The organism is Roseofilum sp. KMC-1, assembly GCF_057802075.1.
Genome location: NZ_CM173605.1, coordinates 4,246,250 through 4,261,925 on the forward strand (window position 1 = coordinate 4,246,250; position 15,676 = coordinate 4,261,925).

A 15,676-nucleotide genomic window follows, 5' to 3' on the forward strand; every position below is an offset into this window, starting at 1 on the left:
CAATATTTGCCAAAAATTTCGACTCGCCTCTGGCGAGAAACATGCAAAGGGCAAAAGGGCAAAAGAGCAGAGGGCTAAATTGTCCTGGGGGGGAGACGGACAACCCGCAGACCAACGTCGTTGAGCTGATTGACGGGATTGTTGAAGAGCCGAATCGCAGAGCGACAGTACCTAGGATTGAGGTACCAAGAACCACCGCGTAGGATTCTGCGGTGATCGCTCCCCAAAAGGTTGACTAAAAAATCATTATAGGCATGATAACGATTATCATTATGCTTTTCATCCCATACAGACCCATCTTCTGGCGCTCCTTTATAATTACTATGCCAGGGGTCTGCACACCATTCCCAGACATTTCCATGCATATCGTATAAACCAAAGGCGTTAGTTACCCCAAAATGACTGACAGTAGTCGTTTGCTTTCGATATTTTCCTTTTGGCCCTTCACCATAAGTAAAGTTGCCATTATAGTTGGCGATATCTGTCGTCAGGGTTTTTCCAAAATGGAATGGGGTGATGGTTCCTGCGCGACAAGCATATTCCCATTGAGCTTCTGAGGGGAGGACATACTGTTTCTTAGTGTATTGAGATAAGCGAGCGCAAAACTCTACAGCATCTCGCCAAGAAATCCTTTCTACCGGTCGATTATCTCCTTTGAACCGTGAAGGATCAGGATCGAGTTCTCGCTGAATGGTTGGTACGTTGTTGACCACTGCTTTCCACTGCGCTTGCGTGATGGGATAGCGACCCATCAAAAAACCAGGGACATTCACTTTGTATTGTGGCCCTTCATCGTCTCGATGCTCTCGTTCACCCTTCGGCGAACCCATGATAAAGTCTCCTGGGGGAATTTCCACTAACTCTAGTTTCACTCCCTCTGGTAGTTCTTCAATCACTCCCGGAAATTCTTGTTTTCGCTTGCGAATTACCCAATTTCTTTTTCGCTCCAAAGTCCCTACATCTGAGGTAAAAATAACTGTTTCTTCTTCTTCTACCTCAATGGTTGCTATGTCAAAAGAACCTTCTTGTAGCGTTGGTTCTGAACCAGGGTCTGGTATTCCTCCCGCTCTGGCAAACTTAGCAGCTTCTTCGGCATATTCCTGACCCAAGCGCCCCAATATTTCTGCGGTTATTTGAGCAAAGGCTTGTAATCCTTCTTTTTCAGCCGACTGACTATCGAGAACTAATGCCCTAAATTCGCGCTGGGATAGGCCTAATCTTTCGGCCACATAACCCGATACTTCATTGAGGACTTCTAGCGCATCTACTTTAGGTAAACTATCAAGCAGTTCAGTCCGTACCCCTGGTGCAAAGTCATATTGAACGAGATCGATACTTCGACTTCGCTCAGTAACCGTACTTTGACTGTCGCCTAACGGTTTGAGCAAGCCACCTAAAAACACTTCAGCAACCGGTAACACTGAAGTTCCTGGCATCATGGCAGCGCGAATTAAGCGTATCACCGGTAAGGTAATGACTGGAGCAGCAGAGAGCAATCCCGCTAACCGTCGCGCTTGTGGAGAGGAGAATAACCGAAATCTCTGGACGATAGAGGAGTTGTCGCTGCTCTCTCGATCCCCCCAACCCCCCTTGCTTTCTAAGGGGGATTCAGGGGGATCTGTTTTCGGTGGTAACACCACACCAGCCATAGAAATATTCCGTTTCCCGGCTACCATGCGACTCCAAGCACTGACTGCTTCTGGATCGGTAGTAAGAATCGGCAGTTGGGTTCCCCCGTCCAAATACTCGTCATCCCACAAAGATAAGGCCTTTGCTTGTAGTTGTTGGCTCGTCGCTCCTGATAGGGTTCCCCGCAAAGAAACCATATATCCCTTACCCAAAGCGGTGCGCTCCCACATCCATTCCGGGAACATTTGCCAGATGGCGGTTGGCATGACTGTTGCCCATTGAGTCAATGGGGTGAATAAGGTATCATCCCACCAATAAGGGGCAACGCAATCACTGAAAATCAGAGTAAGGCAGCGACCATCTGGAGGTAGGATTTCTTTGGGGCTGCGCGGGGGACTGGTGGCGTTGGCTTTTAGATGAACTTCTTGGCACTGGTTTACCTCTAATTGCCAGGTTCTCAGGTCGCGAAATGCTCCGTAGCGCTTGAGACACAATTCTAGTTCTTCTAAGGTGCGCTGCCACAACGTCATGGATGGACTGGTGTCAAAGATGAGGGCGACTTCAAACCAAGGCTCGACTTCTGGTTCTAAGACGGGAAGCCAGATATCGGTTCGGGCAATGCTCTCTACTGTTGCTGCTTCGTTGACCTTCAGTTTACCCCCAGTACGCACAGGGACTTTTTTGCATAGGGGACGCAGCGATCGCACGAATTCCAGGGTATTATCAATGGTCGATGGGTCAGGAACGGCGATCGGTAGGGCTTCAATCGGTAGGGTTCCCCGTTCTATTTCTGGAGAAGTCTCAGGATAGATCTGTACCGTTGGTATCTCCGGCTCATGGGGTTGATACGGCTTAACTTCAGTTTCCGATCCTGCTCCCACTGTTGATAATACCAGTTCTCTCACTTCAGGTTGAGGAGTTCCCGTTTTTTCTTCCTCTGTTTGCCACTGGGTTAGCAACCAGAACACCTCAGCGATGTCTCTACCGCCCAGTGCAAACTCCTGTCCTAATGTGGCAATTAATCGCTCAACACTCATCGATCCGCATCACTCGATAGTTTTTTGAATAACAGTTCTTTGAGTTTTTGGCGATCGCCCTCTTCCACCGTCGCTTCTTGAGTCATCAGGTAAATCACATTCAGCAGTTGGTCAGTAGCTAGATTATCCTTCTTATCCCGAACCTTCTTAACAAACTCTTGGATACTCTCGGTAACTTCTGCTTGCGCTGCCTCCCAATTGTTTGGGCGATCTTGCTGAAAATGAGCCTCAACAATCGGCTTAAGCGATTCTTGGGTCGGATCGGGCATTCGCAAGCGCAAACATCGTCGCAAAAAGGCTGGAGGAAAATCGCGCTCGCCATTACTGGTCATCACGACTAAGGGAAATTCATAGCATTGAACTTTACCATTGATAATGTCTGCCTTAATGCCCTCATCTTCTGTTCGCACAGATACAGAACCTTCTCCTTTTTGCCTCACCAGTTCGGGAATTTCAAATTCCCCTTCTTCAAACAGGTTAAGCAAATCATTGGGTAAGTTGAGGTCGCTTTTATCTATTTCATCAATCAGCAAGACTCGCGGTTGATGCGACGGTAGGAATGCTGTTCCTACTGAGCCAAGACTAATATAATCCCCTAAGTTTTCTTCAGTTTTGAGGGCAGTTATCTGTTCGGAGTCAACCTCTGTCTGTTTAGCTTTAGCCGCCAAAATTTGTAGTTCCAATTCTGCTTTTTTGAACTGCGCGTCTTGCAAGCGACCTATGGCATCATAACGATACAAGGCATCGGTTAAGCTGGAACGGGCAGTAATGGGCCACAACAGCACCGGCCCCAAGTTTAACTCGTAGGCGATCGCATACGCCAATGAAGTCTTGCCTGACCCCGGCCTTCCCGTCAGCAGTAGGGGACGACGCAAGTATAAAGCCGCATTGACTGCATTGGCGATCGTGGTATCCCCTTCTGGTATGCGAAAACTACGCCCCCGTTCAAGCGATCGTTTGTTCTTTTGGGCTAAGGTTTGTAAGGCTCTCCAGCGCGTGTTACTTTTCTTAGAATTAAATTGCTCTTGAGGCAGAAACTTCCGCCAAGGGGGAGGAGCGGGCATTTTCCCAATGTCGTGCGGGTCGCTGTTGCCAATAAAGTGTTTCCAGTTAGACATAATTCAATTAACAATTAATAATGAACAATTAACAATTAATAATGAACAATTAACAATTAATAATGGGCATGGGTGGTTGAGTTTAGACGTTACTACTAAGGAATGCTCAAAGGAGGGGGTAAGGGTGGGACTCGATGGGGACAATCCCACAATAAACCAATATGTTCCAGAGGATGCTGCTGTGTACAGCGAACCGTTCTAATTTCTAGACCGAACTTATAGAAATTGCTTAAATTTTCGGCGGTTAGCAGGCGATCGAAGGCTTGGAGCGTTTCTTGAGGTTCTTCCTTGGGCACAAACACCCACGTCACCACTGGAATCCCTGATTTTAAGATACACTGAAATAACTTGAGGCGATCGTTTTTATCTTCTGGTAACTGATGCGGCCATTTCAATCCAATGTATTTTTCGAGTTCTAGGTTAAAGTTTTTGTAGTCGATATTGCTATCCGATTTGCTGTTCTCTGCTGGGTAAAAATATTCTCGAATGTTTTGATTACGAATCACTGTTTGCAGAAAATTGTAGCGATTTCCTAGTTGGAGGGATAGCGTCGTATTCTGGCTGCGATCCAGAGAACGAACGGCAACAGCGTACTGTCGTCCTAATGTAGTGGCTTCGCCAAATTCGTCTTGAATTTGCAATTCATCAACACGATAATCAAGATAGTTGTAGGGCAAAAACACTTCTAGAGTAAGTTTTTCATACACTTTGCGATTCAATAATTTTTGTTCTGCAAGCCCAATAAGCGCTTTCAAACGTGCTGGCAAATGCTCTGGTACTTCGTCAAAACTCTGCTGCCAGAAGAGAAGCGAGTTGATGTCGAAGAATTCGCCTAAGCTTTGTTCGATCGCCCGCAGGTTTTGCTTTATTTTCTTTGCACTTGACCTGAAAGTAGGCATCTAGAACACGATTGAGCTTTTCGCGGCCGCGATCGCTCAACCAACCATATTCCTTCTTTGAATTTTGCGTTTCCTTTGACATTCGCCAATTTGCTGTCGATCGCTAATGAGTTGCTGTCGATCGACAACAAGTCGGGAGAGTTTGCTGGCGATCGCTGAAAACACTATACCAGATCTGCATTACAGCCAGTATCAAAAAAACTTTTAGCTTGCTGGCGACTCTCGACAGGAGAACCATAGGGTGAATGCTTTACTAAGAGCATGGGTCTGTAAAACCTTGACAAATCAAGAGTTTCAGCCTCTCTAGGGAAAAGAAAAGCCCGATCCCTAGCCAAAGTTAACTATTGAGATCGAACTCATGTTTTTACTTCACTCTCAGTCTACCACTGCTGATGGCCACCGTCATGGTCGCCGTCAACAATTATTACTTGCTGCGATCAGTGTAGTAATTCTACTCCTGTCCAGCCTATCCCCATCCCTTGCGGCTGAAACGACTTCAACATCGCCTGATTCACAAGATCCCATTGTGCCTACAAATCTTAAGAAGGTGTAGCTGATGGGTGGTCAGCATTATATCTGGGGATTGGGACGGTTATTGTTGTACAGCTCATGATTGTATGCACTGCAATTCGCTCTCGCAAACGTCATCAGGGAAATTAGCTTTAATTGATATCAAATCCCCCGATCTTACTGGAGTGGGAGCATCTTGCTCCCTAAACTTTTAATTTCGGATTACGTCCGACCTGAAAATTGTTAATTGATATCACTTCAGTAACAATTATTCATTTAGCTCAGGGCTGAAGTCCGGTAAACTAAAATCAGTCCATTAGGATTGCATCAACATTATTACCATCTAAGATTCAAGGTGAGCCATGAACTTGGAATCCCACCCGTTTATTAGCTATTTTGAACCCGCTCAAGTCGCTCAATTGTGCGATCTTGCGACTATTACTGAGTTTGAGCAGCCGACTGTGATCTTTGAGGAAGGTGAAGTTCCTGATGGACTCTATCTCGTTTTAGCCGGTCAAGTGGAATTTAGCAAGATGATCGATACCGAAAAATATCAAACGATCGCCTTAGCTAAGGAAAATGACTTTTTTGGGGAGTTTGGGGTCTTGGATGGCAAACCCAGGAGCGCCAGAGCAACGGCTGCTGAAGAAACGGTCTTAGCGAAAATTCCCCAGGATAAGCTGATGGACATTTTACAAAGCAGCAAGGGAGAAGTCGTCTTAGCCCTCTTTCGGCATATTATCCACCATATTCGCATGACAACCACCCAATATGTGAATCAGATTGTACATAAACAAAAAATGGTGTTGGTGGGGGAAATGGTGAATACCATTATCCATGATTTCAAAAGCCCTTTTAATGGCATTCAGCTCTCTAGCTCTATGCTCAAGGAGATGCACTCCGATGAAGAGACCCAAGAATGGTGCGATCTGATTCAAGCACAAATTACTCGCATGTTGGGCATGGCGGAAGAAGTTTTAGAATTTTCTAAGGGCCATGCTACGCTCTATCGGCAACCGATGCAACTGTCGGAGTTATTTAAGCAATTTGAAAAGCTTAATCGAGTGTACTTAGAGTCGGCTAATGTGGAGTGGATTGTGGATATTGAACCAGTAGAAATTTATGCCGATTTGAATAAGCTGTTGCGGGTTTTACAAAATATTATTACTAATGCAGTAGAAGCCTTTGAAGGTAAGGGTGGACGCATTGAGGTGACGGCGAAAACCCAGGCGGAATGGGTGGTGATCCAGATTCGGGATAATGGCCATGGAATTCCCAAAGCCATTCAAGAACACTTCTTTGAGGCATTTGTCACCCATGGGAAACGGGGGGGGACAGGGTTGGGAACGGCGATCGCCAAATCCATTGTTGATGCTCACCAAGGGGAAATTAGCTTTGAATCCCAAGAACACGAAGGGACAACCTTTACGATTCGTCTGCCTCGTTAACTCAAATCAGCTTATAACAATGCTTCTGGTTGCTTCCATAAAAACTTCTGATGAAAAAATATAGGGGTGGGGGGTGACACCCCTCATTTCTATGCTATATTGAATTTGATGCACCCTGATGGACGCCCACTCGTGGGGCGTTTTTTTATTTTAAAGAGTAGGGAGTAGGGAGTTTCTGTGTCTCCCCGTCCCCCATTCCCGGACTTAACCCAAGTATTGCGCCACGGTTTGCACATCTTTATCGCCCCGTCCGGAACAGTTGATGATAATGCGGGGATTACCTTCAAGTTGGGGGCAGAGGGTTTCTAAATAGGCGATCGCATGGGAAGTTTCCAGAGCAGGAATAATGCCCTCTAATTGCGATAAGCGCTGAAAAGCCGCCACGGCCTCGCGATCGGTCACACTGTAATATTCAGCCCGTTCCGTTTCCTTCAAATAGCTATGTTCCGGGCCAACTCCCGGATAATCCAAGCCAGCACTAATGGAATGGGCTTCAATCACCTGACCATCATCATCTTGCAACAGATAGCTCATGGCTCCATGCAAAACCCCTACCTGGCCTTGGGTGAGGGTAGCCGCGTGCTTATGGGTATCAATCCCTTCTCCGGCTGCTTCCACACCAATCAGGCGTACCGAACGCTCTTTCACAAACTCATAGAAAAGTCCCATGGCATTTGAGCCACCGCCCACACAAGCCAAGAGAATATCCGGCAGTCCGCCCCATTTTTCCCAAGCTTGGCCGCGAGTTTCTTCACCAATAATGGTATGAAAGTCCCGCACCATCATTGGGTAAGGATGGGGGCCAGCCACGGAGCCTAGGATATAGTGGGTGCTTTCCACATTCGTTACCCAGTCGCGGATGGCTTCCGAGGTGGCATCTTTAAGGGTTCCGGTTCCCGCTTCCACGGGACGCACTTCAGCCCCCATCAGTCGCATCCGAAATACATTGAGCTTTTGGCGCTCCATATCCTGAACGCCCATATAAATCACACAGCTCAGACCAAACCGGGCACAAACCGTGGCAGTCGCAACCCCATGTTGTCCGGCTCCGGTTTCGGCGATAATGCGCTGTTTCTTCATGCGCTTGGCTAGGAGAACTTGAGCCAGGGCATTATTGATTTTATGTGCGCCGGTATGGTTGAGGTCTTCCCGTTTGAGATAGATTTGGGGCCCCGTGCCATCGGGTTTACGGTAGTGTGCGGTGAGTCGTTCGGCGAAGTAGAGGGGACTGGGACGACCGACATAATCTCGGAGTAGGCCTTGTAGTTCGGCTTGGAATTCGGGGTCGTGGCGATAACGATCATAGGCTTGCTCTAGTTCGGCTAGGGCAGGCATGAGGGTTTCGGGGACATATTTGCCGCCAAATTGACCAAACCGGCCGAGGAGATCGGGTACGGAGGTGATGGTTTGAGGAGGATTGATTGGAGTGGTAGTCACAGTGGCTCTATGATGATACGAATGGGATACCATCCCATTTTAAGCACCTGTGAGCGTCCCATCAATGGCTAAATCCAGGTGTTGAACCACATGCGTAGACGGAAGGCTTGGGGGGAGAGGGGGAGACCGAGGTAGATGGGGAGCCAAAAGAGGAAGGCGATCGCCATTATTCCTAAAGCAATTATTGCTAACTGCCGAAATTTTGGCTGCTCATGATACATCCAGCTCTCCAAAATAACACTGAGGGCTAAAATGGAGAATAGGAGAGCGCCCATGTAATGATAGAGAAATATACAGCGACTAACTAAGCTCCAGGGGAGCCAGTTGGCGAGATAGTTGATGTTGAGATAGAGGGAGAGATTGAAGAGGGTTGGGGCTTGATGACGCTGTAAAAGACACAAGGATAAGGTGGCGATCGCCATTGTTGCGCCCCACCATAATAGGGGATTTCCGAAGGCATGAACATCAAAAATGACTTGCCCATCATTCACCGTTTGATAATAATAGGCAACGGGACGGATTAAAAACGGCCAACTGAACCAAGAGGAGCAATAAGCGTGGACTTCCTCACCGCCACCAATGCGCTGATGATAGCCGATAATTTCCCCTTGCATCTGCCAGAAGCTATACTCAGGATTGAGTTGAAGATGGGGAATCCAAACTAGGGCGTAGGTTAAATAAGGTACAATCAAGCCATAGAGGAGAATTGTCCACAGCTTGAACTCGGCGGCGCGATCATACCAGGATAGATTGGGAAATTGGCGATCGCCCTTACCCCAACCTTCCCAAACCTTAATCGCGATCATAACCCCCCAAAATCCGAGCCAAAACCCCAACCCATTCCACTTCACCGCAGCCGATAATCCAAAGCTTATCCCAGATAAAATCAGCCCTAGAGTGCGCCATTGAGGTCGGGTTTGCAAGGCCCATAATCCGAATACCTGGCCGAGCAATCCAAATAACACTAAATAAATATTGATCAAAGCATAGCGAGATTCGACTAAAAACAAGCCTTCTATCGTCATTAATCCCGCCGATAACAGGGCATAACTTTTGCGGTGAGTTAACTGATAACTGAGAGCCGCAACCAGCAAAGGAACCAACGATCCGGTAAAAGCATTTAACCAGCGATAGCTCCAGGGAGAGCGCAGGGAACCGGTTAAATCATTGGTCACTGATGCATCGCCCCAAGAAAAGTAATCCGCCAGGGCCATTCCCACGGCAATCAGGTATTTTCCTAGGGGAGGATGGGCATCAAATAAGGGGTTTCGATCTAAATAATTTTGGGCAAATTTGGCAAAATAGACCTCATCAAAAACCAGGGTATTAAACCGGTTTAACCCCCAAAATCTTAGTCCTAAAGCAACGATCCAAAGCAGCAATAAACCGCAGCTAAACCAGGGAAGACTTGACCACAGGGTAGTAGGCTTAGATTGGGACATGGCGAATAGGCATAGAAAGTATGAGTATATAGTCTATTGTAGGGGCGGGTTTCAAACCCGCCCCTACTGTATCCTTTAGCGCTCCTCGATTAATTAAGCATATCTTTATATTTATTCATCCAGAAATTTGTCCCTCTGAGATACACTATAGATGGCTCATTGACGATCATACAAAAATCAATGTTTTGGCAACTCAATGTTAAGTTTTATAAACAAATGAGCCATAAATAAGTTTTTAATTAGCGCTTATATTTCTGAATTGCCTAACTGGAGGTCTGATTAACTATGGTGTCTATTTCTCAAGTCCTAACCGATGGAACAGTGTTTCCTGATTCACAACCCATTCCCGAAGTTTCTTTACTAGAAAAAGGTGGGGATCGAGGCAAAGAATTAGGGGATCAAGTTAATTTAGGAGTCTGTGTCACCATTCACGGACATTTCTACCAACCGCCCCGCGAAAATCCCTATCTAAACGAGATTGAGCGCCAACCGAGTGCTGCCCCTTGCCACAATTGGAATGAACGAATCTATCATGAATGCTATCGTCCCAATGCCTTTGCCAGAGTGCTGAATGACCGAGGAGAGATCGTTGGGATCATTAATAATTTTGAGTATCTGAGCTTCAATATTGGCCCGACCTTAATGGCTTGGTTAGAGCGCTACGATCGCCAAGTGTATCAACGGATCATTGAAGCCGATCGCAAAAGTTGTAAGCGATTAGGGGGCCATGGCAATGCGATCGCCCAAGTTTACAATCATATCATCATGCCCCTGGCGAATGAGCGCGATAAATACACCCAAATTCGCTGGGGAAAAGCCGACTTCAAATCCCGGTTTGGACGCGATCCTGAAGGCATGTGGTTAGCAGAAACGGCGATCGATTATGCCACCGTTAAAGCCCTCATCAACGAGAACATTAAATTTACCATTCTCGCCCCCTCCCAAGCCCAAAATTGTCGCCCCCTTCCCACAGAAGACAACCCCGATCCCCAATGGTATGATGTAGCCGACTCCAGCATCGATCCCACCCGGCCCTATCGCTGCTTTATCCCCGATGGTCGTTACTTAGATATCTTCTTCTACGATGGCCCCATCTCTAGCGATATGGGCTTTAGCGATGCCCTCAGTAGTTCTTATGACCTGAGCGAACGCCTAGCCCATGCCATCCACACAGATGAACGCCCCAGCCAAATCATTTCTGTGGCCACCGATGGCGAAACCTTCGGCCACCACAAAGGGGGAACGGAAAAAACCCTCGCCTATGCCTTCCTGCGGGAGTTTCCTGACCGAGGCTGGCAAATTACTAACTTTAGCCACTATCTCAGCCAACATCCCCCCACCTGGGAAGTGCAACTTAAACCCCTTACTGCTTGGAGTTGCTCCCATGGGGTGGGACGATGGCAAGAAGACTGTGGTTGTGGCAGTGGGGGGGGATGGCATCAAAAATGGCGCAGACCTCTGCGAGATGCTCTCAACCATCTGCGGGATGAATTGGTGAACATTTACGAAGCTCAGGGCTATGAGATCTTCCAAGACCCCTGGAAGGCGAGGGATGAGTATGTGGCGGTGATCAATAACCGCCATTGGGATAATGTCGATCGCTTTTTGAGCCGCCATCAAACCCATCCCCTAGAACCAAGCGAACAGATCAAGGCTTTGCGCTTGTTGGAAATGCAACGCCATGCTCTGTTGATGTTCACCAGTTGCGGTTGGTTCTTTGAGGAAATTTCCCGCCCGGAAGGAACGCAAATACTCCGATATGCCAGCCGGGCGATCGAGTTAGCAAGGGAAGTCACGGGTAAAGATTTAGAAACTGAGTTTGTGGATCGATTAAGGCAGGCTCCGAGTAATGTCGATATCTTTGAAACAGGGGCAGGAGTCTATGACAAAAATGTGATTACCTCCCAAGTGAATCTAGAGCAAGTGGTGGCCCATTTTGCCATTAGTTCCCTGTTTAATAGCTATCCCACCACTCACAAAGGGTTATCGATTACCCAGGAAAAATCCAGTCCCTCGGACAAGGAGTTTTCCCTCTACTGTTATTTAGTCGAACAACAGGATTATCAACTCCAGCGCATGGGTTCCCTGATGTTAGCTGTGGGAGAAATTAACCTGACCTCGGAAGTCACTAGGGAAGGGGGTCATTTTGTCTTCGCCGTCTTGCATTTAGGAGGATGGGATTTCCATTGCTGCGTGCAACCGTTCTCGAACCGCCGATCCTATTTATCGATCAAAGAAAGTCTGTTTAATGCTCTGCAACAAGCCAGCGCAGCCAGTGTTATTTTAAACATGGCGGAGTGGTTTGGCGATCGAACCTTTAGTTTGGATCATCTATTTGCCGAAGACCGCTTGCGAATCATGACCCTTTTGACCCAGGAAACTTTAAGCCGGGTGGATCAGTTGTATACCCAAGTTTATCGGGATAATTATGGGGTGTTAAGGGCATTTCACCGGGACAATCTGCCGCCACCAGCAGAGTTACAGGTGGCGGCGAGTATGGCTCTTTCCCAGCGCTGTTTTAGTCTGTTGAAAGCTTTAAAACCGGATAATTTTGCTTCACAAGAAGGGTTGAGTTTGCTGCTAGAGTTAGAGGCGATCGCTAAAGAAGCCGAATCCCTCCATTGCCGTCTCACGATTCCCGATGGCCAAGACCTCCTAGAGCGCTTAACCTTACTGGGATTTTGGGAAGTGCTGGAAAATAATGACCCAAACAGCTTAAACTGCCATCTGGAGCGCTTAGAACGATTGATCGATCTGGCCTGTACTTTGCAGGTGGGATTATGCTTAACTCGCTGTCAAGAGCTATACTTTAGTTATCTGCACCATAAGATTATTCCTCGCTGTTTTGGTATCTCAACCTCGGCCTTAAATGACTCAGAGGGCACAGATACCCTAGAGAGTGAGGATACTCTAGCTCAGATGACTTTAGACTTGCCTCAAAGCCGTCGCCTGCTGCGTCTGGGCCAAACCCTGGCCATTGATGTTAGCGTATGGTTAGAACGCCTAGAGTAATGTCCTAACCCCTTGAGGAACTCAAAGGAGAGTCGATCATGAAACGTTCCCATCACCAAACTCGGAACTTATTTACCCCCAAATTGGCCCTGTTATCGAATATAAACTGGAGACGTGGGGGGTTATGGTGGGTATTTATTCCCCTATCGGGGGCGATCGCCATTTTCTGGAAACCGATGGCGAATCCAGATACCCTCAATCAGATGGGAATGAATATTTCTACCAATATTCAGACTCTCCTGAGTCCAATTACTCCCTATGTCAATACCCTAAAAGATACCCTCGAAAGAGCAAAAGCCGTAGATCCCGTGCAACCTTTTCTGGCGAGATCGGAAGAATCCCAGCAATCTGACTCTACCTTATCCACGGGATCGGATATTTTAAGCGACTCAGAACTTCAGGAAGTGATTGCCACCTTATCCTTAGAAGAAATTGGCAAAGAAATTGACAGTTTATCCTCTCCTTCCCTATCCACTCCCCTCTCCGTTTCTTTCGATCTTTCCCCATCTGGAAAAAAAGGTAAAACCGAGAAAAAAAGCCCTTTATCCGCTTCCCATCCCCTGGTTTCTTCTGTTCCTTACTGGAGCCAAAAACCCACTCAACCTGAACCCGAAGCAACGATTGCTCCCTATCCAACAGTGACATCTATCCTCAATCCAGACAAGGATGAGGAGATAGAGTCGGTTAATTCTAACTTACCTACCTATACTTCCAATCTCTTCACGCCTAACTTAACCGCCAACGTCACCTCTAAAGTCACCTCTAATCCTCAACTGCCACAAACCAGCCTGTCGCGCTATTCTCCTCCACAAATCTCTACTTCCACCTCAGAGCCTCGAAGTTTTGGCTATAGTCGTCTATCTCCTTTTGTCAATAGCAATAGCGAATCAATACCACCTGATCCGTTCAAGCCTCAACCTCAATTTACGGCTCCCTCCGGCTCTATTCGTCCTAGGGGATATGGTTTAATTGAGCCGACGACTTCCTTAAGTAATGAGTAATGAGTAATGAGTAAGGATTAAACCTTGGACTTTAGGCAAACCTTATGGAAACACCCGTGATTTCTTTACCTCCCCAACTGGCGCTCAAAATCGACTTGACAGATGAACAATTTTGGCAACTGTGCCACAAAAACGATGCTTTACAATTTGAGAGAACGGCTCAGGGAGAATTGATTGTGATGCCACCAACTGGAGGAAATACCAGCGAACGGAACTCTGATTTAAACTTTCAATTATGTGCTTGGAATCGGCAAACTAAACTAGGTAAAGTCTTTGATTCTAGCGGCTGTTTTCAACTCCCCAACGGAGCTAATCGCGCCCCTGATTCTTCTTGGGTACAACTAGAGCGCTGGAATGCTTTAACAGAGAAAGAACAAGAAAGATTTGCGCCCTTATGCCCCGATTTTGTGGTTGAATTGATGTCTCCTAGCGACAGTTTATCGCTAACTCAAGCTAAAATGACCGAATATATGGACAATGGAGCGCGGTTAGGTTGGTTAATTAATCGCAAACGGCGACAGGTGGAAGTGTATCGCCCTCAGCAGGAAGTCGAAATTTTAGATAATCCCCAGATGGTATCTGGAGAGAGTGTTTTACCCGGTTTTGTCTTAGATTTATTGACGATTTGGTAATCCTTACTCATCCTATCCACTAATCAAAGCTTCTACAAATTCATAGCTGGAAAAGGGACGTAAATCTTCAATTCCTTCTCCTGCGCCAATAAAGCGAATGGGTAAGCCCAATTGTTGGGAAACTGCTAGGGCAACACCTCCTTTAGCTGTGCCATCTAATTTGGTTAAAACGACTCCACTGAGTTGGGCAACTTCGGCAAAAACTTGGGCTTGACGTAAGCCATTTTGACCGAGGGTGGCATCTAAAACTAAGAGCGATTCTACTTTGGCATCGGGGGCTTTTTTGTCAATGATGCGGCGAATTTTGCTCAGTTCTTCCATGAGGTTTTTCTTGTTTTGTAGTCGCCCAGCCGTGTCAATCAGGAGTAAATCTACTTTTCTTGATTGTGCGGCGGTAATGGCATCATAAACAACTGCTGCGGGGTCTGTGTTTTTGCTAGGATTGGCAATGACATCAGTTCCGGTGCGCTCTCCCCAAACTTTGACTTGTTCTACGGCGGCGGCGCGGAAGGTGTCGGCTGCCCCAATTAAACATTGATAGTCAGATTTTTTGGCTAGGTGCGCTAATTTACCAATGGTTGTGGTTTTGCCTACGCCGTTGACTCCGGTTAACATCCAGATATTGAGGACATCTTGTTCTGGGGCAAAGGTGGTATCGTAAGCTTTGCCACCAGGATAGTCCAGGATATCGCGTAGAAGTTGTTTTAAGTAGGCGATCGCCTGTTCTGGGGGTAAACTTTCTTCCCGCAGTTTGGTTTGTAATTGTTCAATAATGCGATCCGTTGCCTCAACGCCAACATCTGCCTGCAATAACAAGGATTCAACTTCTAAAACGGCGCGATCGTTCAGAGGCCCTTGACCGACAACCGCCTTTAATTGATTAATCAATCCGCGCCGAGTTTTCCCCAATCCCTGACGTAACTGTTGTAACCAATTAATCTCTTCTAGGGACACCTCATCCGGTCGCCTGCCTTGTTTCGCGAGTACCTCAGCAGACCAAAGGAAATCTTCATCCAATTCTTGAGGCGCTGGGGAACGGCGCGGTTTTTCTTCCGGTTCAGGCGCTTCAACTGCCTTTTCTTTCAGCTCTTCTAGCCTAGCTCCTCGCTCTGCTTTAGCTCGCTCCAGGAAAGAGAGGGGCGCAGAAGTAGGTTCCGGTTCAGTCTCCGTCACCCTCTCAAGAACGGGTTCTGAGGGTTCAACCGTTTCCGTTGCTTCAGGTTGTTCAGGGGTAATTTCTGGTTCGAGTTGCTCTGATTCTTCCTTGACTTCAGAAGACTTTTCGGCTTCTTGTTGTTGGATATTTTGATAAGCCGCCTTAGCCCAAGCCAGATAATCTACAGCCTCTTGAGGTTTCTGGGGTTCAGCCTGCTCCGGTTGCTCCGTTTCCGGTTCCGGGGCAGGGGCAGGGGTTTCAGAAGGGGATTCAGAGCGATTAAACTGGCGGCGAAACCAATTAAAAACCATAGGATCACATGCGGGTGGTAGGACGAACAGCGCGAGCGTAATCT

11 protein-coding genes are annotated in these 15,676 nt (G+C 47.2%); 5 read left to right on the forward strand and 6 right to left on the reverse strand.

All coding sequences use genetic code 11. The features are described 5' to 3' along the window. Positions 1 to 74: 74 nt before the first annotated feature. The 3 genes from AC3FZD_RS19540 to AC3FZD_RS19550 all read right to left on the reverse strand — a co-directional run bounded on the left by AC3FZD_RS19540 (position 75) and on the right by AC3FZD_RS19550 (position 4,683). Entirely contained in the window at positions 75 to 2,666 is a 2,592-nt protein-coding gene (locus AC3FZD_RS19540) for an SAV_2336 N-terminal domain-related protein (protein ID WP_488737616.1), read from the reverse strand. Next, positions 2,663 to 3,784: an AAA family ATPase gene (locus tag AC3FZD_RS19545; RefSeq protein ID WP_488737617.1), complete on the reverse strand. Its 1,122-nt coding sequence runs from the start codon at positions 3,782 to 3,784 to the stop codon at positions 2,663 to 2,665. The genes AC3FZD_RS19540 and AC3FZD_RS19545 overlap by 4 nt, the downstream gene beginning before the upstream one ends. A gap of 95 nt (positions 3,785 to 3,879) precedes the next feature. Continuing rightward, the gene (locus AC3FZD_RS19550; protein ID WP_488737618.1) at positions 3,880 to 4,683 is read right to left on the reverse strand and encodes a VMAP-C domain-containing protein; all 804 of its coding nucleotides are present in this window, start codon (positions 4,681 to 4,683) and stop codon (positions 3,880 to 3,882) included. 358 nt (positions 4,684 to 5,041) lie between these two features. On the opposite strand from AC3FZD_RS19550, the gene AC3FZD_RS19555 reads away from it, so the two are divergent. Together AC3FZD_RS19555 and AC3FZD_RS19560 are read left to right on the forward strand one after the other, a co-directional pair. Next, entirely contained in the window at positions 5,042 to 5,236 is a 195-nt protein-coding gene (locus AC3FZD_RS19555) for a hypothetical protein (protein ID WP_488737619.1), read from the forward strand. 319 nt (positions 5,237 to 5,555) lie between these two features. Beyond that, positions 5,556 to 6,641, forward strand: a complete 1,086-nt coding sequence (locus AC3FZD_RS19560; RefSeq protein WP_488737620.1) for an ATP-binding protein — start codon at positions 5,556 to 5,558, stop codon at positions 6,639 to 6,641. A 204-nt stretch (positions 6,642 to 6,845) separates the two neighbouring features. On the opposite strand, the gene trpB is transcribed toward AC3FZD_RS19560, so the two are convergent. Together trpB and AC3FZD_RS19570 are read right to left on the reverse strand one after the other, a co-directional pair. After that, positions 6,846 to 8,078, reverse strand: coding sequence for a tryptophan synthase subunit beta (trpB, locus tag AC3FZD_RS19565; RefSeq protein WP_488737621.1), 1,233 nt, complete (start codon positions 8,076 to 8,078; stop codon positions 6,846 to 6,848). A gap of 68 nt (positions 8,079 to 8,146) precedes the next feature. Then, positions 8,147 to 9,520, reverse strand: coding sequence for a dolichyl-phosphate-mannose--protein mannosyltransferase (locus AC3FZD_RS19570; protein WP_488737622.1), 1,374 nt, complete (start codon positions 9,518 to 9,520; stop codon positions 8,147 to 8,149). A 285-nt stretch (positions 9,521 to 9,805) separates the two neighbouring features. On the opposite strand from AC3FZD_RS19570, the gene AC3FZD_RS19575 reads away from it, so the two are divergent. Genes AC3FZD_RS19575 through AC3FZD_RS19585 form a run of 3 tightly spaced genes read left to right on the forward strand, consistent with a single transcriptional unit; the run spans position 9,806 to position 14,165 of the window. Next, the gene (locus AC3FZD_RS19575; RefSeq protein ID WP_488737623.1) at positions 9,806 to 12,532 is read left to right on the forward strand and encodes a DUF3536 domain-containing protein; all 2,727 of its coding nucleotides are present in this window, start codon (positions 9,806 to 9,808) and stop codon (positions 12,530 to 12,532) included. A gap of 38 nt (positions 12,533 to 12,570) precedes the next feature. Then, entirely contained in the window at positions 12,571 to 13,533 is a 963-nt protein-coding gene (locus AC3FZD_RS19580; RefSeq protein ID WP_488737624.1) for a hypothetical protein, read from the forward strand. 44 nt (positions 13,534 to 13,577) lie between these two features. Continuing rightward, positions 13,578 to 14,165, forward strand: a complete 588-nt coding sequence (locus tag AC3FZD_RS19585; RefSeq protein ID WP_488737625.1) for a Uma2 family endonuclease — start codon at positions 13,578 to 13,580, stop codon at positions 14,163 to 14,165. 12 nt (positions 14,166 to 14,177) lie between these two features. Here the strand turns inward: AC3FZD_RS19585 and ftsY are convergent, their stop codons facing one another. Beyond that, entirely contained in the window at positions 14,178 to 15,632 is a 1,455-nt protein-coding gene (gene ftsY, locus AC3FZD_RS19590) for a signal recognition particle-docking protein FtsY (protein WP_488737626.1), read from the reverse strand. Positions 15,633 to 15,676: the final 44 nt, after the last annotated feature.

Coding starts and splice junctions, on each gene's coding strand:
- AC3FZD_RS19570 (WP_488737622.1), bottom strand. CDS start 9,520: ATGTCCCAATCTAAGCCTACTACCCTGTGGTCAAGTCTTCCCTGGTTT.
- AC3FZD_RS19580 (WP_488737624.1), top strand. CDS start 12,571: ATGAAACGTTCCCATCACCAAACTCGGAACTTATTTACCCCCAAATTG.
- AC3FZD_RS19585 (WP_488737625.1), top strand. CDS start 13,578: ATGGAAACACCCGTGATTTCTTTACCTCCCCAACTGGCGCTCAAAATC.
- ftsY (WP_488737626.1), bottom strand. CDS start 15,632: ATGGTTTTTAATTGGTTTCGCCGCCAGTTTAATCGCTCTGAATCCCCT.
- AC3FZD_RS19545 (WP_488737617.1), bottom strand. CDS start 3,784: ATGTCTAACTGGAAACACTTTATTGGCAACAGCGACCCGCACGACATT.
- AC3FZD_RS19560 (WP_488737620.1), top strand. CDS start 5,556: ATGAACTTGGAATCCCACCCGTTTATTAGCTATTTTGAACCCGCTCAA.
- AC3FZD_RS19575 (WP_488737623.1), top strand. CDS start 9,806: ATGGTGTCTATTTCTCAAGTCCTAACCGATGGAACAGTGTTTCCTGAT.
- AC3FZD_RS19540 (WP_488737616.1), bottom strand. CDS start 2,666: ATGAGTGTTGAGCGATTAATTGCCACATTAGGACAGGAGTTTGCACTG.
- AC3FZD_RS19550 (WP_488737618.1), bottom strand. CDS start 4,683: ATGCCTACTTTCAGGTCAAGTGCAAAGAAAATAAAGCAAAACCTGCGG.
- AC3FZD_RS19555 (WP_488737619.1), top strand. CDS start 5,042: ATGTTTTTACTTCACTCTCAGTCTACCACTGCTGATGGCCACCGTCAT.